This window comes from uncultured Fibrobacter sp. (assembly GCF_900316465.1).
Lineage (GTDB): Bacteria > Fibrobacterota > Fibrobacteria > Fibrobacterales > Fibrobacteraceae > Fibrobacter.
Genome location: NZ_ONDD01000008.1, coordinates 66,821 through 89,323 on the forward strand (window position 1 = coordinate 66,821; position 22,503 = coordinate 89,323).

The following is a 22,503-nucleotide window of genomic DNA, read 5'->3' on the forward strand; positions in this document are numbered from 1 at the left end:
TTTGATGGTTAAATGCTACTCTCGATAAATTCCTTGCGGAACGTGCCATTGCCGAGCAAAATGTCAATGGGCAACTTCTTGAATTCATATTCGTATGGCGGCTGTTTCCAGGCGAAATCCTTCGGATATTCGTTAAAGATGTACTGCAACAGCTTTACGGCCATATCAAAGCTGCGGAACTTGTCGCGGTCAAGCACATGAATCTGCGCACCGCCACAGATTTGGCCAGCCCCCTTGTGGAAGGTGGGCTGGAAGTAGTTTTCGCGGAAATACACGCCCGGAAGCTTGAGGTCGTTCATGTACTTGCAAAGCTTAACGGCATCGATAAACGGAGCGCCGAAAATTTCGAACGGACGCGTGGTGCCGCGGCCTTCGCTCACGTTGGTCGCTTCGAACAGGCACATACCCGGGTAAACGATAGCGGTATCGAGAGTCGGCATGTTCGGGCTCGGCAAAATCCACGGAAGTCCCGTCTGATCGTACCACATCTTTTTATCGTAACCTTCCATGCCGAGCACGTAGAGTTCGCACTTGGGGAAACGTTCTTCCTTGAACTGGACAGCAAGTTCGCCAATGGTCTTTGCATGACGCGTACGAATGCTGTGGAGTCCCACGAAACTCGTGTAGTTCAAATCCAGCACAGGGCCTTCTTCATCGACACAGTTGATGGGGTTCGGACGGTCCACCACAATCACGGGGATTCCGGTCTTTTCGCAGGCTTTCATACAAAGGAACAGAGTCCAGATAAACGTGTAATAACGAGCACCCACGTCTTGCAAGTCCACGAGCATCATGTCCACGTGGCTGAGCATTTCGGCAGTGGGTTCGCGGTGTTCGCCGTAAAGGCTATAAACGGGAATGCCCAGTTCGGGGTCGGTATAACCTTCCCATTCGATCATGTTGTCCTGGGTGTGTCCCTTGATGCCGTGCTGCGGACCAAAAAGGGCTGAAAGCTTAAACAGTTTGCCGTCGTATTCTTTGAGTAAATCGAGGGTATAGTGCAAATCCGGGAGAACCGATGCAGGATGCAAGACCGCGCCAAGGCGCTTGCCCTTGAGATTTGCGGGGAAAACTTTTTCAAAATGTGAAAGAGCTAGTGAAACCATTTTTTATTCGATGTTAGGAGTTAGGAATTAGTAACTGAAGTCAATATATAAATAAAAACTCCCTAACGCATTGCTTTACCCCCAAATTGACAAAGATTGTTTTCAAAACGAAGATTTTTCTAAAAATGGCACAAAGTGACAGACGGATTTTTTTATTTTTAGCCACAGACTAAAAAAGATAAAATAGGATTAATTATGGCTTATTTGAATAAAGTGATGCTTATCGGCAATATCGGCAAGGACCCCGTCATTAGCGCAAGCGCAACTGGTCGCAAGCGCGTATCGTTCTCCTTGGCCACCAGCCGTCGCTATCGTGATAACAATGGTGAACAGAAGGAACAGACTGACTGGCACAACATCGTAGGTTGGGGCAAAATCGCCGACACGATGGAAACCCTCGGCGTGCACAAGGGCATGACCCTTTACGTTGAAGGTTCTCTCACCAACCGCAGCTGGACCGACCAGACGACCGGTCAGAAGCGTTACAGCACCGAAGTCAACCTGGATACCTTCCAGCTTTTGACGCCGCGCGGCCAGAACGGCGGCAATTTCCAGGGAGGCAACTCCTACAGCCAGTCCAACAATTTTAACCAGGCTAGCGCGCCCGCTTACGATACTCCGGCACCGGAAGGCGTCGACGACGATCTGCCGTTCTAAAAAATGAACCAGCAAATTGCAGATATCGCTTTGATGATGGTGCTCCCCCTGGGCATCACCTTTACGGCAATTCTCATGGCCGTGTCTGCGGAAACACGCACCAAGATCATGATGGGCGTGTTTTTGTCGTTCCTGATTGTAGTCATGGACTGCATTTTCTTCTTCGCGAAGAATTCATTCATCGCCTACAACTGCGACGGCGGACTTCTGCTTTCATTCGCAAGCCTGTTCTTCTTCGCCATCATAGGCTTTATCCGCTTTGATGACCGCGCCGCGAAGGTCGGAAACATCTTCCTCGCCTTCTTTATGCTGTCGGCCTTCATGGGGATTGCCTACTGGGACCGCCCGACGTTCATTCCGACATCGGACTACACCGCCGAAGAAATCGCCGCAATGAACACCAAGTACCAGGATTACATCGCCTCGTTCCAGAACGGCGATGGCGAACAAATTCTCCCGAGTGCAGCGATCTCTGGTCACAGGGTTCGCACTGGTGGTCAGGCCGGCAAGGCTAGCAAAGACGACAAAGACTTGAGCAGGCTCGACAGCTACCTGGTCGATGCCGAAACCGTCATCAAGCGCATGAACGATGTCGTGAACGCCATGGATGCCTTTGGCACCCTGCCGTCCAGCATTTCGGAATCCGAACGCGAAACGCGCAGCAACCAGGCTCTCGCCATCAACAACAACGCAATCGCCTTGAACAAGAAGGTTCTCGGGCTTTTCCACCCGCACGAATCCAGCGACGCTCATAAGGAGCTCATTCAAGCTAGCGAATGCGTGCGACTTGCTGCATACGCGCTTTACAGCTACACACTCCAGGAAAACCCGGAACAGCAGCTGATTCAATACAAGCAATCCAGAGACCAAATCGGTCAGATGAAAATCTACCTGAAGCGTTTCTGGAACGCCACTGAAGCTTTACAATCAAACAATCAACAACAAACCGAACAATAAAGGTTAATTATGATTCGCAACGTAGCCATTATGGGCGCAACTGGCGCCGTAGGCCAAGAAATCCTCTCCATCCTCGAAGAGCGCAATTTCCCGCTGCAGAGCTTGAAGCTCCTCGCTTCTGAACGCAGTGCCGGTAAGGAATTCAAGTTCAAGGGCGAAACTCTCAAGTGCGAAGTTCTGAACAAGGATTCTTTCAAGGGCGTTGACCTGGTGCTCAGCTCCGCTGGTGCCGCCATTTCTCAGGAATTTGCCCCGATCGCCGTCGAAAACGGTGCCGTGGTTGTCGACAACACGAGCTTCTTCCGTATGGATCCGAACGTTCCGCTGGTCGTTCCTGAAGTAAACCCGGAAGACATCAAGCTCCACAAGGGCATTATCGCCAACCCGAACTGCACGACCATCATGATGGTTGTGGTGCTCAACCCGATCGAAAAGATTTCCCACATCAAGAAGATCCACATTTCTTCTTACCAGAGCGCTAGCGGTGCAGGTGCCGTGGCCATGGAAGAACTCAAGCAGCAGTACAAGGATATCCTTGAAACCGGTTCTACCACCCACATCAACAAGTTCCCCTTCCAGCTCGCCTACAACGTGATTCCGCAGATCGACAAGATGACGGAAAACGACTACACGAAGGAAGAAATGAAGATGTTCAACGAAACGCGCAAGATTATGCACTCTGACGTTCGTACGAGCGCCACCTGCGTGCGCGTGAGCTCTCTCCGTTCTCACTCCGAATCCGTGTGGTTCGAAACTGAACGTCCGGTTTCTGTCGAAGAAATCCGCAACGCTCTCAAGAACGCTCCGGGCGTGACACTCAAGGACGATCCGCAGAACTATGTGTACCCGATGCCGCTCGAAAGCGCCGGTAAGGACAACATCTTCGTGGGCCGTATCCGTAAGGACCTCGCCGATGAAAACAGCAACACGCTGTGGCTCACCGGTGACCAGATCCGCAAGGGCGCCGCACTCAACGCTGTTCAAATCGGTGAGATTCTCTTGAAGATGTAAATCGGTGAAATGCTCCTAAGGCGAGCGCAGCGGGAATGCTTGCATTCCCATTGCCGAGCCGCAGAGCATTGTACTCCGAAGGAGTACAAATCTTGCTCAAGATGTAATTGAACTAGCGGGACCATCCCCGCTTTCATTTGCAAAAAAGCCGTTCCGAAAAGGACGGCTTTTTTCATAATTCAGAATAACGTAAATCGTTACTTTCCCAGCTGGTCCGGGTTCAGGCACTTGAGTTCGTCAATCACGAACAAGCCGTCCTTACGGATAAGCTTGTCGTCGAACCAGATTTCGCCGCCACCGTATTCCGGGCGCATGATGAGCACTAGGTCCCAATGGATGGCGCTGATGTTGCCGTTCGGGGCTTCTTCGTAGCAGCGGCCCGGCGTAAAGTGGATAGAGCCGGCAATCTTTTCGTCGAACAGGATGTCGCACATGGGAGCGTTCACGAACGGGTTGAAACCGATAGCGAACTCACCCACATAGCGGCCACCTTCGTCTGTATCGAAGAGGGCGTTGAGAGCCACGTTGTCGCCGGATTCGCAAGTGGCGTTCACAATCTTGCCGTCCTTGAATTCCAGGCGGATATTGCTGAAGTACTTGCCATCGTAAAGGGTCGGCGTATTGTAATGAATCACGCCGTTCACGCTGTTGCGCACCGGTGCGGTATAGACTTCGCCATCGGGGATGTTCATGTTGCCGCAGCACGGGATTGCCGGAATGTCCTTGATGCTGAAGGTCAGATCGGTTCCGTTTGCCACAAGGCGAACCTTGTCGGTACGGTTCATGAGGTCTACGAGGTTCTGCGCGGCCTTGGCCATCTTCGGATAGTCTGCGAGGCAAGCTTCGAAGTAGAAGTCTTCGAACGCCTCGGAACTCATCTTGGCGCCCTGAGCCATGGAGGGGTTCGGCCAGCGAAGCACGCACCAACGCGTCTTATTCACGCGGTAGTTGAGCACGTCTTCGTTAATCTTGCGGTAATTGAGCATCTGGCGGCCATCGATGTCGCAATTTTCAAGAGCGTTTTCGGCACCGCGAATGGCGATGTAAGCCTGCATCTTCTGCATTTCGGCCATAGCGAGGTCGGCCTGAAGCTTCATCTGTTCAATGGTTGCAGACTTGATCATTTCGCGACGCACACGACCGCGATAATTATGCACGAAAGCGTTGCCACCAGCCTTGGCGACGGCCTTCACAAGTTCAGTAGAAAGTTCGTCGGGAGTATCCGTCGTTTCGATAAGAATGTTTTCGCCCTGCTTAAGCGCAATGGCATTGTTGATCAAATTTTCAGCTAATTTGGTAATGCGAGGATCAGTCATTTTCTGTACCTTATTGATGTAGAAAGCCGGCAGATAAATCCACCGGCTTAAATTTAAAAATCTATTTAGATTAAAACCACTCTATTTGGTTATTCCGTAAAGGTAAACGGGATTGTCACCGTGGTATTGCCCGATTTCACCTTGCTGAACGTCCAGCGACCGACAGTTTTCTTGATTTCATTGTCGAATTCGCTGTAATCCGTCGTGGACGACACCAGCAAAATGCTGATGATTTCGCCACCCGGCGCAATCGTGAACTTGAGCGTGACCTTTCCTTGGAACCCCGGCTTCTTTTTGAGATGTTTATTGTAGATATGCCGTAGTCCCGGAGTGCGCTGACGAACGACCTTCATGATATCGGTTGCAGAGCGGGATGCTGGCCCGGAGCCCCATTCGATTTCATTTTCCTTGGGAGCCCTTGCATTTCCCATTGACTTGGTCGAAATGGCACCTGCTGATCCTCCAATCAAGTTGGAGATATCGTCGCCGATACCGCCACTGCCACCAGCAAACATGCCTTGGTTAAAGCCGTCGGAAATTTTTCCACGGACTTCGCCAATTTTTGTTTTACCAGTGACCTGCAAGCCATTCGTATTCTTGAGGACCTTGTCGATATCCTTGGCAAAGCTTTGCTTAATCAAGTCATAAGCCGCGGCCGAAGCATTTGCAGTTTGTGCTTCTAGCGCATGGATAACGCCACGGTTAAGCGGGGCTCGAGGGTTTCCTTGCCCTACGGGTTTCCCACCAGTACCAGGCCTTTTGCTTTGGATATTTTGTGGTTTTCGTTCTGGTTTCTTGTCGGGCTTTTTTTCCTCCTTTTTGTCGATGATGTTCATGGTTGCCGTTATTTCGGTGGTTGGCGTATCCACATAAATGGAATCGTCAATGATCACCTCGTACGCCGCCGCCCAGAAGCACAAGAGAATCGCGACCAAAAGCGATACGCCTGCAATGCGCACCATCTTTTTGTCGGAATCCGGCAACAAGGAAGCGATGAACGATTCCGGTGTTTGGATTACTGCTGTCATGATTTTATCCTCCCTTTGTCAGGGTTATGATGGATGTTTTAGGGTATAGGCAGGGACACACCCCTTTTGACAGGGGCCTTGTACTTGCCTTGGAATAGACTCCGGAACGGGACTTTAAAAGCAAGCCCATTACACAAAGTCAACAATGTTTTGGAAACAGAACGACAGAATAAAGGAATTAGTTTATTTAAAATTCATTCTATATCCGTTCCTTTACTCGGAATTAGAACAAAATATTTCTTTCTTCAAATTGAAAACTACAAACAAATAAAAGAAAGGTTTCATCGCAAACGGTAAACAAATTTTCATCGACCGAAATGTAAATTCAGACAAAATAACAAACCCCGCGCCATTACTAGGATTGAGCGCGAATCAAACATTTGGTAACGGTCCCCGGATTTACAAAAAATCATTTCAACTTGATTTATTCCACAATGGAATAAGATGGACTAGAAAATGGACAATTTTCTTACAAACATGTAACCAAACCAAAAGGACTTACCTATATTTCACACATCATGAAACTTTTAGCGACTCCTCCCGATTTAAATAAGATAGCGCGCCCGAACTGGATTGAAATCAACTTAGACGCTCTCTGCAACAACATTCAATTTATCAGAAGCCAGATTCCGGCAAATACGAAGATTCTTTTGCCCGTCAAGGCTGACTCCTACGGCCACGGAAGCCTCGCCTGCTCCTTTGCCGCAAAATTCGGCGGTGCCGACTACCTGGGCGTCGCCCACATTAGCGAAGGCATGCTGCTTCGCCAGTATGGCATGGACTTGCCCATTCTGGTTCTTGGCCCCTGCACCCCGGCGGACTTCGCCTACTTTGTCGAATTCCAGCTGACCGCGGCCATCACAGACATTCGTACCGCCATGGCATTCGACCAGTTCCTGCGCGACACAGGAACCACCTGCAAGGCCCACCTCGCCATCGATACCGGCATGAACCGCTACGGTTTTGACGCCGAAGACTTTAACAATGTTCGCGCGGCCTTAAGCCTCAAGAACCTGCACTTCGAAGGCATGTTCACCCACTTGGCTACCGCCGATATGCCGGGGAACCCGAAGACCGAAATTCAGATCCAGCGCTTTACGCGCCTGGTCGACGTTCTTGAAGCCGAAGGACTTCGCCCCGAGATTTGCCACTGTTCTAGTTCTGCAGGCACACTCACCCACCCCGAAAGTCACTTTGACATGGTGCGCCCGGGCCTTGCCCTTTACGGCTACAACTGCATGGGTGCAGCACCTTCTCCATGGCCGATCAAGCCCGTCATGAGAATCAAGTCTACCATTCGCCACATCCACGACGTAAAGCCCGGCGAAACCGTGAGCTACGGCGGTTACTGGATGGCCCAGCAGCCGACCCGCATTGCAACGATTGCCATCGGTTACGGCGACGGTTACCTGCGCGGCGAATACAACAAGGGTTTCGTGTTCATTCGCGGACAGCTCTGTCCGATTCTTGGCCGCGTATGTATGGACGCCACCATGGTCGACGTGAGCCACATTCCTGATGTGCAAGTCGGCGAAACTGTCGACGTCGTCAACGGCGAACTGGACTTCCGCATTTCGATGGAAAGCGTGGCCGATGATCACCACACGATTCCGTACGAATTAACAAGCCGCGTCGCACGCCGCCTGTACCGCAAGTATTACTGGAAGAACCGCCTAGTCCGCTGGGATTACCTGCGCAAGGAATTCGGCGTCAAGGACTTCAAGGAATACCCGCTGCGATAGCTAAAATCTATATAAACTAAAAAAGGCTCCCTTTGGGGAGCCTTTTTTGCAATTAAAGATTGATGTATGCCGAGCGGAGGCGGTAGGCATATAGCCTACCGTCAAAGCGAAGGGCGACCAAAGACTTACTTACCCTTTTGGAGTTCGCATACTTCTTTGGTCGCATTCATTTAAAGCAGGTCCGGGTCGATTGTCGGTTCGTAACCCGGCTGAACGAAGTCTTCGGGAGCAATGCCACGCTTGCGCGCAGCCTTTTCTTGCTTGATACGCTTGCGTTCCGCAGCCTTAGCCTTGCGGTTAGCGGCATTAGCGGCGCGCTCGGCAAAGCGCTGGGCACGAGTTTTACGTTCTTTGTAAGGTGCAACTTCTTCAGGGAAGAGAGCCAGCGGTTCGCCATCGTCGATTTCTTCCTCTTCTTCGAAATAACGCATTTCGGGGTCGAAATCGCGGAAACCTTCGTCTTCGTCGAATACGGGCGCGTCTGCCGGGCATTCTTTTTTGAGGAGTTTAAGAACTTGTTCGAAAGGCTTTTCAAGCGGGACCTTGAACTTCATCTTTTTGCCCGTGGTCGGGTGAATCAGTTCAATTTTCACGGCCTGCAGGAGCTGAGCCGGAGCAATTTCCAAGACCTTTGCCGCAATGTCCTTCATCAAAGGAGTCACGCGGTTCAAGCAGCCATCACGGCCATCGTACAGCGGATCGCCCACGACCGGGTGACCCATGTAGCGGCTATGCACGCGAATCTGGTGCGTACGGCCCGATTCAAGCTGCAATTCCAGAAGCGTTGCAAACGCAAAGAACTTCTTGGCCACAAAATGCGTGCGGGAGGGTTTGCCATCGCTTACGACCGCCATCTTCAAGCGATTCTTGGGGTTACGTCCGATGGGGGCATCGATTGTACCTTCCAAGTCGCGGGGATGCCCCCACACCAGGGCATTATAGGTGCGGTGCAGCGTGCGGGTCTCCAGCTGGTGAGCCAAATGCCTGTGGGCAGCGTCGTTCTTCGCCACCACCATAAGCCCTGGTGTATCCTTGTCCAGTCGATGGACAATGCCCGGGCGTAACGGGCCGTTCACTGCAGACAAATTTTCTTTAAAGTGATACAGAAGGCCTGCGGCAAGCGTGCCGTTCTGCACGCCGTTACCCGGGTGCACCACCAGATTGCGCGGCTTGTTCAAGACCACGATATCGTCGTCTTCATAAACGATGTCGAGCGGAATATTTTCGGGTTCAAGCGTACTTGCTTCTTTTTCGGGAATCTTGTCGACCACCACGACCATGCCCGTTTCGACACGGAAATTCTTGGGCGAGACTACCCCGCCAACCTTGACTTCACCGGCAGCAATCAACTTCTGGACGTCCGTGCGGGACACGTTTTCCATGACACCCACAAGGAACTTGTCGATGCGTTCGCCCGAATGTTTTTCTTCAACGATATAGTTCATTATTCTTCCGCACCTTTTTCGTTCTCGGGTTTCGGTGTTTCATCTACGGCATTCTTCTTTTCTTTTTCTTCTTTGATCTGCTTGTGCAGTTCACGCAAAATCACGGGAGAAAGAATCACAATGGCAACGCCGACAGTGACAAAGGAATCCGCAACATTGAATGTCGGGAAACGGGTCATGATAAAGTCCGGGAAGTCGCAATCGATAAAATCCACCACCATCTGCAAACGCATGCGGTCGATAAAGTTGCCCACGGCACCACCGAGAATCATCACCACGCCAAGGCGACTCATCCAATCGCGCTTGTCGATGGACTTGTAGAACCACAAAAGCACAATCGTCGCGACAATCGAAATCATCAAAAAGAACAGCCAAGGCGGCAAGAAGGGCATCAAGTCTTGCGGACGGCTACTGAAAGCGGCACCCTTGTTGAACACCAACTGAAAACGAACCAATTCACCGATGATATTGATCGTATCGTGGTTCGGAGCGCCCGTTTCGTTCGTAAAGCGAACGAGAGCCCACAGCTTTGTCAGCTGGTCAGCCACAATGCTAAAAACAATCAAGCCCAGGTGAAACGGCCATTTATTATAAAACTTCATTATCTTTCCTGTTTCAACTTATTGTAAGAATTCTCGATCCAAGAATCCGAATAGAAATGCAACGTCGTCTGCTTAATGATTCGCTTGACGGTGTCGCGAGTAATCTTCACCTTCTTTTCGGAGGCAAAAAGGCTAGAGCCATTGCCAATCAACTTCATGTTTTCGGCGGCCATAAAGAGCGGCCACAGGCAGAACAGCCTTGTACGCATCTTGACGTTCGGAATGAGCTTGGTGTAGGCAATGGCGTCATCCAAGTGGCCCCAAGCCTTTTGCACAAGCTCGCCCATCACTGCGGCGCGACGCTTGTCAAAGTCTGCGCGGGCACTAGCATCTGCCGGAGCCTCGAACATTTCATAGGAATGCGCGAAGCCATGCTTGCGGCAAATTTCTTCAGGAACAAAACAGACCCTGCGGCCGGAATCTTCGACACAGTCCTTCACGATGTTTGCCACCTGAAGCGCAAGCCCAAAGCTCACGTCGAGCTTCTGCATTTCGGCCTTGCGGGTTTCGCCGATGAGGCAAGTATCGGCCACAAAGAGATTCGTCAAAAGCTTGCCGACAATGCCAGCCACATAGTAGCAGTATTCATCGAGGTCGGCCACACTTTCGAGCGTAAACCAGCCAGAACTGAGCGCTGCCTCTTGCCTAAGCGCAAACTTCGCCATGCCATGACACATTTCAATCGTTACCGCACGCACGGGAGCCGCATAGGTTTCGGGCATTTCGCGCAACAGGGGCACCACCACATGGGTGTGCAGGCAAAGATTCATGTACGGGTGTTCGGACTTGCGCCAACTTTCGGGCAGCGACTGTTCAAAGGCCGCAATCAATTCATCAGAGAGTTCCGCCGTCTTGAAGATTTCGGCAAACTTTCCCAAAATGACTTCTTTTTCAGAAGCCTTCATGTCGGGATCGTCTTCGACCGTGTCTGCAATGCGCAGGTAAAGGTAGGCAAGCAAAATACTCTTGTGAAGCTTTCCCTTAAGAACGTTGATATTGAGCGCAAACGTTCTAGAAACCTGCAGAAGGATTTCTTCGGCATACTTCCATGCGGCGCGACCGTCCAAGACGTTTTCACCGACTCCGATTGAATCAAGAATATTTGACATTCAAAACCCTCAACACATCCTTTGACTTTGCCGAAAAACTAGCTGATCTCCGCGTAAATGTCGCGAGGAATCTTCTTGCTCTTTGCCATAGCATTCACGTACTTCCACAGACGTCCGTGAGCTTCGGCATTCTTAAGCTTCTTGGTAAAGCTCCAGAAAGTACGATTCTGAATATCGGACTCATTCCTGAGAGCACTCTTGATATCGCATTCGTAACAAGCCTTGCGATATTCCAAGAAGTAGGCAGCCTGATAAAGTTTAGCCGTCTTGCCGCGTGCAATACGACGAAGCAACAGACCAAACAGAACAAACAAGGGTGTAACGGCAAATCCGTAGAACCAGGGGTAAATTGGCAGCCACTTCATCACGGCCCAAATTGCAGGCATGGCCGAGGCAATCGAAAAAATCAGCGTAAAAAAGGTGTCCAACGGCTTCCAATAAAACTTCCACTTAGGAACATAAGCCCATTTTACCCTTTTATTTGCCAATTTTTTGAAGTAGAGCGGGTATGATGAGCGATAAAACCACCTATACAACCAGAACCAAAATACGAGCGGAACCCAAAACCAAAAGTCCATCGTTTCCAAAAGCTGTGTAGTCACAGTATCAAGAATCTGCATATAATCAAACGTCTGCATACAGGCGTAAATGTAGAAAAATAGAGGCAAATTCAGGAAAAAGAAGCCTTAAAGAACCGCCTTCGCCGCAAAAGGTTAATTTATATGTAAATCAAGGACTTTAAGTAAATTATTTGTTCTATCTTGTTTACAATCAACGACTTAGGGTTGCGGTCCAAGCTCGAAAATCATTTTTTTGCCCCTAAGTGAAGCGAAACTTATCAACACCCCGACGCATTTTTCTAGATTATATGGCCTACCTGTTGATAGATTTTTGTTCGCCTTTAGTGGAAGAGGAAGAAATGCAAGCCGAATGGGAAAGATGTTTGAACTACCTCCGTGGGATGCTTTCAGACACGGTTTATAAGACATATTTTGCGCAGACCAAGCTCACAAGCCTTACTACTGGTCATGCCGTCGTTACCGTTCCGCCCGGACTGGATACCGCCGTCTATTCTGCTTACAAGGAACTCATCCGCCTCGCCTGGCGCGAAGTCACGCACGACGAATCTGCAATTGAATTTGAATTCCAACAGCAAGAAGCTGTGACGCAGGCAGCCCCTGCAGGCAACAACAGCTTCCGCGATTTTTTAAAGCCAAGCATTCCGCTTTCGGGCTCTTTCCGCTTTGAAAACTTTGTGCCGGGCGACAAGGCCCAGCTCGCCTTCAATGCAGCCCTTGCAGTCGCTCGCAACCCCGATGGTACGCAGTACAACCCGCTCTTTATTTACGGTTCTTCGGGCCTTGGCAAGACTCACCTTTTGCAGGCTATCGGTAACTACATTCTCGAAGAAGACCCGACCAAGCGCGTGTGCTACCTGACCTCTGAAGATTTTTCGCAGCAGTACATGAAGTGCCTGCGCGAACAGCGCATCACCGAAATGTCCGACTTCTACCGCAACGAAGTCGATATCTTGCTGATTGACGACATCCAGAACTGGACCGGCAAGTACGAAACCCAGAACGAATTCTTCTTGATCTTTAACGCCCTGCACCAGGCCGGCAAGCAGATTGTACTGACCTCTGATGCACCGGCTGCCGAAGTCAAGAACTTGTCTGACCGCTTGGTCAGCCGTTTCGCTTGGGGTCTCACGGTCGACATCCAGCCGCCTGACGTAGAAACCCGCGAAGCCATTTTACACAAGAAGGCCGAAGAACGCCACCTGGAAATCAGCGACGACGTTCTGCACTACCTTGCCGAAAACATCGCAAGCAACGTGCGCTGCCTCGAAAGCGCTATCATCAAGCTCACCTTGCAGTCGAGCCTGATGCACCACGACATCGACATGAGCATTGCCCAGAAGGTGGTCGCCGAAATTGCGCCGACGCTCCGCCGCCGCGTAAGCCTCGACGCCGTGCTCCACACTGTTTCGAAGCACTACGAAGTGCCCGAAGCCAAGCTCACCGAATCGGGTCGTGGCACCAAGGAAATTTCGAAGGCCCGTCAGGTCGCCATGTACCTGATGCGCGAATGCTCCCCCATCAGTTTGCAGAGCATCGGTTCCCGCTTTGGCGGCAAGGACCACTCCACCGTGGTTCACGCCATCAAGAGCATCAAGAAGGAAATGGAAACTGACCCGAGCTTTGCACGACTCATCGAAAGCCTGAAGAACTCGATTCACGACTAAATTTTTCGCGATTCATTTTGCGACCGCGATCAGTTCGCGACAGCAATTAAAAAAGCCCCTGAACATAGTTCAGGGGTTTTGATTTTAATGGTTCGAGAAGGCGTTACTTCTTTTTGCCTTTCTTCTTCTGGCGAGCCTTTTCAGCCTTCTTGGCCTGGCGTTCAGCCTTCAAAGCCTTCTGTTCAGCCAAGATTGCCTCGCGTTCGGCCTTCTTTGCTTCGGCAAGGGCCTTCTCAGCTTCTTGCAAAGCCTTCTGGGCTTCGAGCTTGGCCTTTTCAGCCTTTTCAAGTGCAGTCGGTTCGTGCGGTTCTTCCGGAGCGGCAGCAGGAGCCGGTTCGGGTTCAGGCTTCTTCTTGGCTGTCTTCTTTGCGGCAAGAGCCTTCTTGCCCTTCTGAATGGCGGCAGCCATTTCTTCTTCGGACTGTTCCGGCTTAGCAGGGGCTGCTGCGGGTGCAGGAGCAGGTTCAGCAGCGGGAGCCGGTGCAGGAGCGGCAGCAGCCTGCTGTTCAGGTGCCGGCTGTTCTGCTGCAGGAGCAGCTGCTGCGGCCGCTTCAGCAGCCTTCAGAGAGTCAGCTTCTTTCTGCTTGGCAAGATCTTCTTCGGCATCCTTCATCAAGGCTTCGGCCTTTGCGCGTTCCTTTTCCTTGAGAGCAATTTCAGCATTGATGGCGAGTTTCTTGACGGCAGCGGAATCGAGTTCGGGGCAGATCAAATCCTTGCCGCCCTTGGTACCGTCGGCGCATTCCATAGTGCCCTGGAACTGGCCCATCTTGTAGGCACCCCACTGCTTTTTGGTAATGCGTTCAGAGTAGCAAACTTCTTCGTCGGGCATCCACTGGTAGCAAGTGTCCTTGACCGTCCAGAAGGTAACCATGCCGTTCGGAAGACCCTTGTGGAACACACCACCGAATTCACCGAAGTCGACAAAGCCTTCAAGGCTATTCGCATTGAACGTCAAAGCCACCGGCTTTTTCTTGAACGGGTTGAACACCGTCATACGGCCGTGCAAGGCGTTGCGCTTGTACGGGATTTCGGCCATCAGGAATCCCTTGTAAGAATACATCTTGGCCGTACCGTTCACATAGCCCTGGGTATAAGGCACTTCCAGGAACTTGAAGTAGTAAGAACTGTCGACCGTACCATGAATCTTCTGATCCATGACGCTGGAGCGGTAGAAGGTAGAAACGCCTTCGCGCATGCCCATCTTGTAATGGGACTTCCAAAGGATACCACCCCATTCAGGCCCCTGCTTCTTGGGGTAAGTCGGATCGTTCATGTAACCGATTTCTTCGCCGTACATAAGGCCATTGGCGTCTACGTGGCGAAGGTTTTCAATATAACCGTTGGCGGCAAAACCCGTCAATTCGCCCTTGTCGAGACAGCGCACGTCACTGTAATCGGTGAAGCGACCCACGGCGCTCGGAATGAGCTTGCGGGGCATGCCAGAAAGGTGGAACAGGAACGGGTTGCGCATATCGCTTTCAAGACCGGCATCCGGTCTGTTATGCACGTTGATAAAGCAGTTGATGGAATCGGCGCGGGCCTTGCGGGCTTCCAGGTATTCGCCGAACGGCGTCTTGGACTTGTCCTCGAAGTTGAGTGCGATAGCGCCTTCGAGCGGTTTGCCCTTGGCAAAATCTGCAAGCATGGGGACCGATTCCTTGATGTGGTCGACGCACTGCGATATATAGAGTTCCTGCGAACAGGTCATACCCTTGGGGCAGGTAAGCAGACGCGGCTTGGGAATGTCCCAGACCTTCACGATCTTCTTACCCTCGTCGTTTGCACGCCAACCGAAACCACCCTTTTCACGGACCGTGTAGCAACCGCACACCGTAGCCTCGTCACGAATGGCTCCGATACGGTTACGTTCGCGCGGGACAATGTTTGCCGCCGACTCGATCCAGCAGTCCATGTATTCAAAATGGTTGATATCGTACATGCCCGGCATATTCGCCGCTTCCGTAGAATCCACCGAGGCAAGAGCATCTTCAAAATCATCGGCAAAAGCAAAACATACCGTCAAGGCAATTACCGAGGCAATCTTCCAAGAAATCGATTTCATACAAGGGCAAATCTATATATATAAACGAAATTTGTCTTGTAATTTTAGTTTACAAGCGTCTTTTAGAGCCTCTTGCCCATTTTTACATTTTTTGGTATCTTTGAGGAACGCCATCGACGACCCGGAAAAACCTTCCGACAGCCGCCAGACGAGCACCGGACAACCGGCGAGCTTTAAAAAAGGCACAACGATGGACATCAAGATTCTACAGCAGCCCGACGACGTTACATGCGGGCCGACTAGCCTACAGGCGGTCTACAACCACCTCGGCTACAAGATTTCCCTAAAACAACTGATTTCTGAAATTGAATTTCTTGAAGATGGCGGAACCCTCGGCGTTTTCCTTGGCATTGACGCCTTAAAGCGCGGATTCAAGGCGACCATTCATTCGTACAACCTGACGCTATTGGATCCCACCTGGAGCGAGCTTTCCATGCCAGAACTCAAGGCTAAGCTGGAACTCTTGCACAAGGCAAAGCACGCCCCCAAGCTCCGCAAGGCAATCGAAGCCTACATCCGCTTTATTGATTTGGGCGGAACCGTCGCATTCGCTGACCTTCGCGCCGCCATGTTCGAAAAGTACTTCAAAAAGGGCGTGCCCGTTCTTTGCGGACTTTCGGCCACCTACCTGTACCGCAGCATGCGTGAATTCACCGATAAAGACGACCACTCCGTCTTCGACGACATTCACGGCGAGCCCATGGGGCACTTCGTCGTAGTTTACGGCATCGACGACAAGAATCAGTTCATGGTCGCCGACCCCGACGGCACCAACCCCCTCCACAAGACTCCTTACTACAAGGTGGACAAGTTCCGCCTGCTCCACAGCATCTTGCTCGGCGTCATGACCTACGACGGCAACGTGCTTGTTATTGAGAATAAGAAATAAAGATTCCCGGTCATCCCCGTCAAGCGAGGACAGGCGCCGGGAATGACAATTTGAAAAAACATGAAAAAATTAATCGTTGTAAACAATCCCAAGCACTGGAAATTGCACGTTCCTGGCATCGATATCATTTCGGCACAGGACTACCTGATTTCGAGCAAGTACACCAACGAACGCAACCTGCGCGTATTCAACCTTTGCCGCGATTACAACTATCAGAGCAAAGGCTACTACGTGTCGCTGCTGGCCGAGGCTCGCGGACACAAGGTGATTCCGGGCGTCAAGAACATGCGCGACTTCAAGGCTCCGGCAGTCATCAAGCACATCTCCGACGAAATCGACAACCTGATTCAAAAGAGTCTGCACAAGCTTACCGGCACGGAATTCGTGCTTTCGATTTACTTCGGTCAGAACGTGAGCCCGCAATACCTGGAGCTTTCGCAGGAACTTTACCGTTTGTTCCAAGCACCGCTGCTGCGTGCGAAATTCGTGTTCAAGCAGAAGTGGTTTATCCAGAGTATTCGCCCCATTTGCGTGGATGAAATTCCCGAATCGCACATGGAATTCGTCGATAAATTTGCGCAGGAATATTTTGAAAAGACTCGCTACGCCACCAGTAAAGAAGAAGACTACCTGTACGACTTGGGTATTCTTACGAACCCCGACGAAGTAGAACCGCCGAGCAATGCGCAGGCGATTCAGAACTTTATCAAGGCCGCCGAAGAAACGGGATTCCGCGTGGAAATGATCACCAAGAAGGACTACCCGCGCGTAGGCGAATTTGACGCCATCTTTATTCGCGAAACCACAAACGTGAACCACTACACTTACAGTTTCGCTCGTCGCGCACAATCGCAGGGCATTGCAGTGATTGACGACCCGGACAGCATTCTGCGCTGTTCCAACAAGGTATACCTGCAGGAACTGATGCAGGCCGCCAAGATTCATTCGCCGAAGACGATTATCGCGCATGCCGAAAATCGTCACACGCTCGCGAAAGAAATCGGATTCCCGATGGTGATCAAGTCGCCGGATTCGAGTTTCTCCATGGGTGTGAAGAAGGCGACCAACAAAGAAGAACTGGAACAGATTCTCGACGAGATGTTCCAGCACAGCGACCTTTTAATTGCACAGGAATTTACACCGACGGAATTCGACTGGCGTGTAGGCGTACTCGATGGCAAGCCGCTCTACGCCTGCAAATACCACATGGCAAAAGGTCACTGGCAGATTTACAACTGGGAAAGCAACGACAAGCAGAGCGAAGAATTTTCGGGCAAGTGCGAAAGCGTGCCGATTGAAATGGTGCCGCACGGAATCGTGAAGACTGCACTCCGCATTTGCAGCTTAATCGGTAACGGACTTTACGGTGTAGATTTGAAGGAATGGCATGGTCACCCGATTGTTATCGAGGTGAACGACAACCCGAGTATTGACGCGGGTATTGAAGATGGCGTGGGCAAGAGCAAAGTTTACCTCGCTATCATGAGATCGCTGCGCCACCGCATCGAAGACCGCATGAACGCCGCACAACACAAATTGCAACAGCACGAAAGGGAATGGTTCTAATGTCCAACTACAAACTTTGGCAACGTTACGGAATTGAGATGGAGTACATGATCGTGGATCGTGATACTCTTGATGTACTCCCCCGCGCTGATGTACCACTTGGAAAAGACAAGAATGGCGAACAGCTTTCGGACGTAGAACATGGGCCCATCGGACTTTCCAACGAACTGGTGAGCCATGTACTGGAATTCAAGTGCGCAGAGCCAGTTGATAGCTTGAAGCATTTGGGCAAGACGTTCCATCACGAAATCTTGAAGGCGAACGAATCGCTCAAGAGCATTAACGCCATGCTTTTGCCGACGGCAGCCCACCCCTTTATGGATCCCGCCGTAATGCAGCTTTGGCCCTACGATTGCTTGGACATTTACCAGGCTTACGACCGCATCTTTAATTGCAAAGGCCATGGTTGGGCGAATCTGCAATCCACCCACATCAACCTTTCCTTTAACGGTGACGAGGAATTCGGAAAGTTGCACGCCGCCATTCGCGCATTGCTGCCGCTGATTCCTGCCGTAGCAGCCTCTAGCCCGTTTTTGGACAGTAAGTACTGCGGATTCTTGGATGGACGAATCGAGACTTACCGCCACAACCAGGAGAAAATCCCGAGCATTACCGGCAAGGTGATTCCCGAAGCGGTATTCACTTACAAGGATTACGAAGAGCAGATTTTCAACCGCGTGAAGGCAGACATTGCGCCTTACGATCCGGAACATTTGCTGAACCATTTCTTCTTGAACAGCCGCGGTGCTATCGCCCGCTTTGACCGCGGGGCCGTAGAAATCCGCCTGGTTGACATCCAGGAATGCCCTGATGCCGACATCGCGATTGCTGAATGGGAAGTCGCCGTACTTAAAGGCCTTGCAGAAGGCGTTTTCGCAAGCGAAAAAGAAATTCGTGCCCTTGACACCGACGCCCTAGCCAAGATTCTGCTTGCGACGACAAAATCTGCCGAAAAGACCGTGATTACAGACCGCGATTTCTTGAAAATTTGGAACGTAGATGCCAGCGAAATCACCGCCGGCGAACTCATCCAGAAAATCACGGACCGCATCAAAGCCAAAATCAGTAGCCATTCGCAGGCCTTGCTTGCCGAAATGTTCAAACGCGGAACCCTCTCAAGCGCCCTCGTGAAAGCCGTCGGCGCAGACCCCGACCGCGACGACTTTGTATACGAATACGGGAAATTGGCAAAATGCTTGGCCGAAAATAGACTCTACGGAATTTAAAAGAATATATTTATTCCTAATGAATAAAATTTGGTCAATTTTTGCAGGGCTCTTTTTCTGCACTCAGGTCTTTATTGCCTGTGGTGATTCGACATCGTCTGCCGTAATTGAAATCGGCGAACCAACAAAATCCGATACAACCGCGGTTGAAGAGCCCAAAGCTCCCGACACGTCCGCAGTCGAAGAACCTGTAGTTCCTGATACAACTACACAGCCGGATACTACGGCTGTCGAGGAAACCGAAACAGTCGTTCCCAACACCACTGCGCCTAAAGAAACAGCAACCGTTGACACTACCCCACACTACGCAGTTACCGAAGATAGCTTAGGTCTTCATTTTATACTCGGCGACAAAGAGATTACATCTAGCGAATTGTATCTCAACTATCCGGCCGATTCGTTCTTGACCCGGTTTGAAATTGGCGATATGGTAATGGTAGCATTCGTCGGCTACGACACCCTCGAAATGGCGGTAGCAGCATCCACCAGTGATGTTCCTATCGCACAGTTCGTACTTTCGGCAATAAATGGCAACGACTATATGTACATGTCGGTGCACAACGGGAAACTGGCAGAAATCCTTGGAATAAGTGTTGAGAACTCTCCCGTAGAAGTTATCGTATCCATGAAAGAAAAAGGTGGTCACTTATTGGGTCTTGACATCATGCGCAATGCCCATTACATGGACACCTACCCCGAAAGTTATCCGGAACTTTCAATCGAAGAATACGCAAACTTCAGGGAAGTCCGCACCACAGGCATCGGGAAAAACAAGCTCTACCGTTCCTCAAGCCCTATTGACCATGGCCTCGGCCGAAACTACTACGCCGACTCCCTCGCACAAGAAGCAGGAGTCGCCACGTTTATCAACTTGGCCGATTCAGAAAACTCCGGCACCTCTTACAAGGGATACGAAGCCACCTACTATTCGACACAAAACATTGCCTTTTTGGCGTTGAACGTAGATTTCTATTCTAAATCATTCCAGGAACGACTTGTCATCGGATATCGCTACATGATCGAGCACGAAGGCCCGTATCTGGTTCACTGCACCTATGGCATGGACCGCACCGGTTTCACAATCGCCGTTCTGGAAGCTCTGATGGGCGCAACGTCCGAAGAAATTCAAGCCGACTATGCGAAGACCTTTAGCAACTACTTCACCGTTCGCGAAGGCAAGCAGATTGCCTTGAGCGAAGAACAAGTGGGATTCTTCAAGGCCGTTGTCCTAAGGAATCTAAAGTCCGTATACCATGCCGCAGGAATCGAGGTTCCCGACACCAGTAATGCAGACTGGGCTTCAGCCACAGAGAAATTCCTGGAAAAACTGGGAATGACTCAAGAAGAAATCGCTGCTTTGAAGGACAGGTTGAAATAATGAAACTCATGCTTACTTGCGAGCACGCAAGCAATCGATTGCCCGCCGCCTTCAAAAAAGCTGTTCCGGCAGATGTATTAAAGACGCACCGCGCCTACGACATCGGAGCCGTTCATGTGTTCCGCAAGCTGGTAAAATTTGCAAAGCCGGAATTCTATTGCGAAGGAAAGTATTCGCGCCTGTTTGTAGACTTGAACCGCACCATCACCAACAAGAGCGCGTTCAGCGAATACTACGAACAGCTCGACAAAGCGACAGCCTCAAAAGTAAAAGCGCAAGCCACCACCTATTGGAACGAATACCGCACCGTCATTGAAAAATTCGTGAAAGCAAATGCCAAGAAAGAAATCATTCACCTCGGCATCCACAGTTTTACGCCCGAATTGAACGGCAAAGTCCGCAACACTGACATCGGAATTCTCTACGACCCGAGTCGCCCGCAAGAACGCGCCTACGCGAACGTCATCAAGGAAGAAATCAAGCGACTCTACCCCGCCATGAAAGTCCGCTTCAACTACCCGTACAAGGGAACTTCCGACGGGCTTACCACCACGCTCCGCAAGAAATTCGGCCCGCGATACGTGGGTATAGAAATAGAAATCAACCAGAAATTCTTTTTATAGAAAAAGCCTCGGGATTAACCCGAGGCAATTTTCTTTTGTCACCCCGGACACTGTTCCGGGGTCACCATATTACAGGCAGTGAGCGCGGAGTTCTTCGTCGCTCAGAGTGCTGAGGTATGCAGGCGGCACATCGAGAACGGTCTTGCAACCGGTCTGGCCGTTAGCCTTCATACGGAGAGCGGCACGGGCGTAAGCCACGAGAACGCTCGTCGTGAATTCCGGGTTAGAATCGAGCTTGAGGCTGTATTCGATCACGTGAGTGTGTTCCTTGTTCATGCCGGTCTTGCCGGTACGAATCACGAAACCACCGTGAGCGAGGCCGCTGTGGTTCTTGTTGAATTCTTCTTCGCTGATGAAGTTGACGGTAGTGTCGTATTCATCGAAGTAGTTCGGCATCGTCTTGATGGCGTTTTCGATGTAGGCCTTGTCAGCACCTTCTTCGGCAACCACGTAAACGAGACGAGTGTGCTTCTGGCGAGTCGTGAGTTCCGGCATGGAACCGCTACGCACGGCTTCGAGAGCAGATTCCACCGGGCAGGTGTACTGCTTGGCGTTCTTCACGCCCTTGATACGGCGGACAGCGTCGCTGTGGCCCTGAGAAACACCCTTGCCCCAGAACGTGTAGTCCTTGCCTTCCGGAAGAATGGACTGAGCGTACACGCGGTTCAGGCTGAACATACCCGGGTCCCAACCGACAGAGATCATGGCGATCTTGTTTGCGCCCTTGGCAGCAGCGTCAACGGCAGCGAAGTGCTGCGGAATCTTGGCGTGCGTGTCGAAGGAGTCGATCACGTTGAACATAGAAGCGTACTTCGGGGTGAGCACCGGCAGGTCCGTAGCAGAGCCACCGCAAATGATGAGCACGTCCACCTTGTCCTTCCAGGCTTCCATTTCAGAAACGTTCAAAACCGGAACACCAGCCGTCTGAATCTTGACCGTAGAGGGGTCACGACGAGTGAAAACAGCGACGAGTTCCATATCGGGAGCCTGCTTCACAGCGCATTCCACGCCGCGACCGAGGTTACCGTAACCGAGAATAGCGATCTTTGCCATAATAAGGTCCTTGTTAAAAATTTTTGCGAGTGAAAATATAGGAAAATCAGATTCCCGTGCTGCCGAAGCCGCCGCGGTCAGCGCCGTCAAGAGAGTCTTCCTCGAAGGTAAGCGTGGGCTGCTGCTCCATGATGCGGAACTGAGCGATGCGGCTCCCCTTCTCGATGGTCACGTCGCGGGTAGCGTAAACTGGCATTTTCCACCAGTCATTCGCGCCGCAGTAGCTTGAATCCACCACGCCCACGGAATTCGCCTGCAAGATGCCGAAGTTCTTGAACGTGGAGCTGCGCGGGGCGATATGCGCCTCGTAACCCTCGGGCAACTTCATCGCGACCCCCAGGTGAATGAGTTTAAACTCGCCTGCCTTGAGCGTCACGGTTTCTGCCGCGGCAAGATCAATCCAGTCGGATTTGCCGCCGATGTAAGTGAGTTTCGGAATAGAATCGTCGAGGTACTGAATTTTAATCGTCTTCGTGGTCATGGTG

Annotated in this window: 20 protein-coding genes; 10 read left to right on the forward strand and 10 right to left on the reverse strand. The window is 51.1% G+C overall.

Annotated features, from left to right (window positions below):
- Nucleotides 1-8: 8 nt before the first annotated feature.
- Complete coding sequence (locus QZN53_RS04685) at nucleotides 9-1,106, reverse strand: exo-beta-N-acetylmuramidase NamZ domain-containing protein (protein ID WP_163437741.1); 1,098 nt, start codon at nucleotides 1,104-1,106, stop codon at nucleotides 9-11.
- Between the two features lie 195 nt (nucleotides 1,107-1,301).
- On the opposite strand from QZN53_RS04685, the gene QZN53_RS04690 reads away from it, so the two are divergent.
- The 3 genes from QZN53_RS04690 to QZN53_RS04700 are packed head-to-tail and all read left to right on the forward strand — an operon-like array spanning nucleotide 1,302 to nucleotide 3,731.
- The gene (locus QZN53_RS04690) at nucleotides 1,302-1,763 is read left to right on the forward strand and encodes a single-stranded DNA-binding protein (protein WP_163437742.1); all 462 of its coding nucleotides are present in this window, start codon (nucleotides 1,302-1,304) and stop codon (nucleotides 1,761-1,763) included.
- Between the two features lie 3 nt (nucleotides 1,764-1,766).
- On the forward strand, nucleotides 1,767-2,720 hold the full coding sequence (locus QZN53_RS04695) for a hypothetical protein (RefSeq protein ID WP_163437743.1): 954 nt from the start codon (nucleotides 1,767-1,769) through the stop codon (nucleotides 2,718-2,720).
- A 9-nt stretch (nucleotides 2,721-2,729) separates the two neighbouring features.
- The gene (locus QZN53_RS04700) at nucleotides 2,730-3,731 is read left to right on the forward strand and encodes an aspartate-semialdehyde dehydrogenase (RefSeq protein ID WP_088628945.1); all 1,002 of its coding nucleotides are present in this window, start codon (nucleotides 2,730-2,732) and stop codon (nucleotides 3,729-3,731) included.
- Between the two features lie 197 nt (nucleotides 3,732-3,928).
- Here QZN53_RS04700 and QZN53_RS04705 read toward each other — a convergent pair whose 3' ends face one another.
- A complete protein-coding gene (locus tag QZN53_RS04705) occupies nucleotides 3,929-5,047 on the reverse strand; it encodes an aminopeptidase (RefSeq protein ID WP_163437744.1) in 1,119 nt (372 codons plus the stop codon).
- 89 nt (nucleotides 5,048-5,136) lie between these two features.
- Nucleotides 5,137-6,075, reverse strand: coding sequence for an AgmX/PglI C-terminal domain-containing protein (locus QZN53_RS04710; RefSeq protein WP_163437745.1), 939 nt, complete (start codon nucleotides 6,073-6,075; stop codon nucleotides 5,137-5,139).
- 518 nt (nucleotides 6,076-6,593) lie between these two features.
- Here QZN53_RS04710 and alr point away from each other — a divergent pair.
- Nucleotides 6,594-7,817, forward strand: coding sequence for an alanine racemase (gene alr / locus QZN53_RS04715; protein ID WP_163437746.1), 1,224 nt, complete (start codon nucleotides 6,594-6,596; stop codon nucleotides 7,815-7,817).
- Nucleotides 7,818-7,987: 170 nt separating this feature from the next.
- Here alr and QZN53_RS04720 read toward each other — a convergent pair whose 3' ends face one another.
- The 4 genes from QZN53_RS04720 to QZN53_RS04735 are packed head-to-tail and all read right to left on the reverse strand — an operon-like array spanning nucleotide 7,988 to nucleotide 11,338.
- Complete coding sequence (locus tag QZN53_RS04720) at nucleotides 7,988-9,262, reverse strand: RluA family pseudouridine synthase (RefSeq protein ID WP_163437747.1); 1,275 nt, start codon at nucleotides 9,260-9,262, stop codon at nucleotides 7,988-7,990.
- Entirely contained in the window at nucleotides 9,262-9,864 is a 603-nt protein-coding gene (gene lspA, locus QZN53_RS04725) for a signal peptidase II (protein WP_294651898.1), read from the reverse strand. The genes QZN53_RS04720 and lspA overlap by 1 nt, the downstream gene beginning before the upstream one ends.
- Nucleotides 9,864-10,973, reverse strand: coding sequence for a squalene/phytoene synthase family protein (locus QZN53_RS04730; RefSeq protein WP_163437748.1), 1,110 nt, complete (start codon nucleotides 10,971-10,973; stop codon nucleotides 9,864-9,866). The genes lspA and QZN53_RS04730 overlap by 1 nt, the downstream gene beginning before the upstream one ends.
- A gap of 38 nt (nucleotides 10,974-11,011) precedes the next feature.
- Nucleotides 11,012-11,338 carry a hypothetical protein gene (locus QZN53_RS04735; RefSeq protein WP_163437749.1) on the reverse strand — a complete coding sequence of 109 codons (327 nt, stop codon included), beginning with the start codon at nucleotides 11,336-11,338 and terminating at the stop codon, nucleotides 11,012-11,014.
- Between the two features lie 503 nt (nucleotides 11,339-11,841).
- Here QZN53_RS04735 and dnaA point away from each other — a divergent pair.
- Nucleotides 11,842-13,218, forward strand: coding sequence for a chromosomal replication initiator protein DnaA (gene dnaA, locus QZN53_RS04740; RefSeq protein ID WP_294651901.1), 1,377 nt, complete (start codon nucleotides 11,842-11,844; stop codon nucleotides 13,216-13,218).
- A gap of 103 nt (nucleotides 13,219-13,321) precedes the next feature.
- On the opposite strand, the gene QZN53_RS04745 is transcribed toward dnaA, so the two are convergent.
- Nucleotides 13,322-15,283, reverse strand: a complete 1,962-nt coding sequence (locus QZN53_RS04745; protein WP_163437750.1) for a hypothetical protein — start codon at nucleotides 15,281-15,283, stop codon at nucleotides 13,322-13,324.
- 100 nt (nucleotides 15,284-15,383) lie between these two features.
- On the opposite strand from QZN53_RS04745, the gene QZN53_RS04750 reads away from it, so the two are divergent.
- Genes QZN53_RS04750 through QZN53_RS04770 form a run of 5 tightly spaced genes read left to right on the forward strand, consistent with a single transcriptional unit; the run spans nucleotide 15,384 to nucleotide 20,965 of the window.
- Nucleotides 15,384-16,172 (forward strand): peptidase-C39 like family protein, encoded by a 789-nt coding sequence (locus QZN53_RS04750; protein WP_294651904.1) that lies wholly within the window; start codon nucleotides 15,384-15,386, stop codon nucleotides 16,170-16,172.
- 60 nt (nucleotides 16,173-16,232) lie between these two features.
- Nucleotides 16,233-17,738 carry a RimK family protein gene (locus QZN53_RS04755; protein WP_163437751.1) on the forward strand — a complete coding sequence of 502 codons (1,506 nt, stop codon included), beginning with the start codon at nucleotides 16,233-16,235 and terminating at the stop codon, nucleotides 17,736-17,738.
- Nucleotides 17,738-18,964 (forward strand): glutamate-cysteine ligase family protein, encoded by a 1,227-nt coding sequence (locus QZN53_RS04760; protein ID WP_163437752.1) that lies wholly within the window; start codon nucleotides 17,738-17,740, stop codon nucleotides 18,962-18,964. Before QZN53_RS04755 ends, QZN53_RS04760 begins: the two co-directional genes overlap by 1 nt.
- 19 nt (nucleotides 18,965-18,983) lie before the next feature.
- Nucleotides 18,984-20,342 (forward strand): tyrosine-protein phosphatase, encoded by a 1,359-nt coding sequence (locus tag QZN53_RS04765; protein WP_163437753.1) that lies wholly within the window; start codon nucleotides 18,984-18,986, stop codon nucleotides 20,340-20,342.
- Nucleotides 20,342-20,965 carry an N-formylglutamate amidohydrolase gene (locus QZN53_RS04770; RefSeq protein ID WP_163437754.1) on the forward strand — a complete coding sequence of 208 codons (624 nt, stop codon included), beginning with the start codon at nucleotides 20,342-20,344 and terminating at the stop codon, nucleotides 20,963-20,965. Before QZN53_RS04765 ends, QZN53_RS04770 begins: the two co-directional genes overlap by 1 nt.
- A 69-nt stretch (nucleotides 20,966-21,034) precedes the next feature.
- Here the strand turns inward: QZN53_RS04770 and QZN53_RS04775 are convergent, their stop codons facing one another.
- A complete protein-coding gene (locus tag QZN53_RS04775; protein ID WP_367269176.1) occupies nucleotides 21,035-22,021 on the reverse strand; it encodes a diaminopimelate dehydrogenase in 987 nt (328 codons plus the stop codon).
- A 43-nt stretch (nucleotides 22,022-22,064) separates the two neighbouring features.
- Nucleotides 22,065-22,499: a dUTP diphosphatase gene (locus tag QZN53_RS04780; protein ID WP_163437756.1), complete on the reverse strand. Its 435-nt coding sequence runs from the start codon at nucleotides 22,497-22,499 to the stop codon at nucleotides 22,065-22,067.
- Nucleotides 22,500-22,503 lie beyond the last annotated feature (4 nt).

Coding starts and splice junctions, on each gene's coding strand:
- QZN53_RS04685 (WP_163437741.1), bottom strand. CDS start 1,106: ATGGTTTCACTAGCTCTTTCACATTTTGAAAAAGTTTTCCCCGCAAAT.
- QZN53_RS04690 (WP_163437742.1), top strand. CDS start 1,302: ATGGCTTATTTGAATAAAGTGATGCTTATCGGCAATATCGGCAAGGAC.
- QZN53_RS04695 (WP_163437743.1), top strand. CDS start 1,767: ATGAACCAGCAAATTGCAGATATCGCTTTGATGATGGTGCTCCCCCTG.
- QZN53_RS04700 (WP_088628945.1), top strand. CDS start 2,730: ATGATTCGCAACGTAGCCATTATGGGCGCAACTGGCGCCGTAGGCCAA.
- QZN53_RS04705 (WP_163437744.1), bottom strand. CDS start 5,047: ATGACTGATCCTCGCATTACCAAATTAGCTGAAAATTTGATCAACAAT.
- QZN53_RS04710 (WP_163437745.1), bottom strand. CDS start 6,075: ATGACAGCAGTAATCCAAACACCGGAATCGTTCATCGCTTCCTTGTTG.
- alr (WP_163437746.1), top strand. CDS start 6,594: ATGAAACTTTTAGCGACTCCTCCCGATTTAAATAAGATAGCGCGCCCG.
- QZN53_RS04720 (WP_163437747.1), bottom strand. CDS start 9,262: ATGAACTATATCGTTGAAGAAAAACATTCGGGCGAACGCATCGACAAG.
- lspA (WP_294651898.1), bottom strand. CDS start 9,864: ATGAAGTTTTATAATAAATGGCCGTTTCACCTGGGCTTGATTGTTTTT.
- QZN53_RS04730 (WP_163437748.1), bottom strand. CDS start 10,973: ATGTCAAATATTCTTGATTCAATCGGAGTCGGTGAAAACGTCTTGGAC.
- QZN53_RS04735 (WP_163437749.1), bottom strand. CDS start 11,338: ATGAAGTGGCTGCCAATTTACCCCTGGTTCTACGGATTTGCCGTTACA.
- dnaA (WP_294651901.1), top strand. CDS start 11,842: ATGGCCTACCTGTTGATAGATTTTTGTTCGCCTTTAGTGGAAGAGGAA.
- QZN53_RS04745 (WP_163437750.1), bottom strand. CDS start 15,283: ATGAAATCGATTTCTTGGAAGATTGCCTCGGTAATTGCCTTGACGGTA.
- QZN53_RS04755 (WP_163437751.1), top strand. CDS start 16,233: ATGAAAAAATTAATCGTTGTAAACAATCCCAAGCACTGGAAATTGCAC.
- QZN53_RS04760 (WP_163437752.1), top strand. CDS start 17,738: ATGTCCAACTACAAACTTTGGCAACGTTACGGAATTGAGATGGAGTAC.
- QZN53_RS04765 (WP_163437753.1), top strand. CDS start 18,984: ATGAATAAAATTTGGTCAATTTTTGCAGGGCTCTTTTTCTGCACTCAG.
- QZN53_RS04770 (WP_163437754.1), top strand. CDS start 20,342: ATGAAACTCATGCTTACTTGCGAGCACGCAAGCAATCGATTGCCCGCC.
- QZN53_RS04780 (WP_163437756.1), bottom strand. CDS start 22,499: ATGACCACGAAGACGATTAAAATTCAGTACCTCGACGATTCTATTCCG.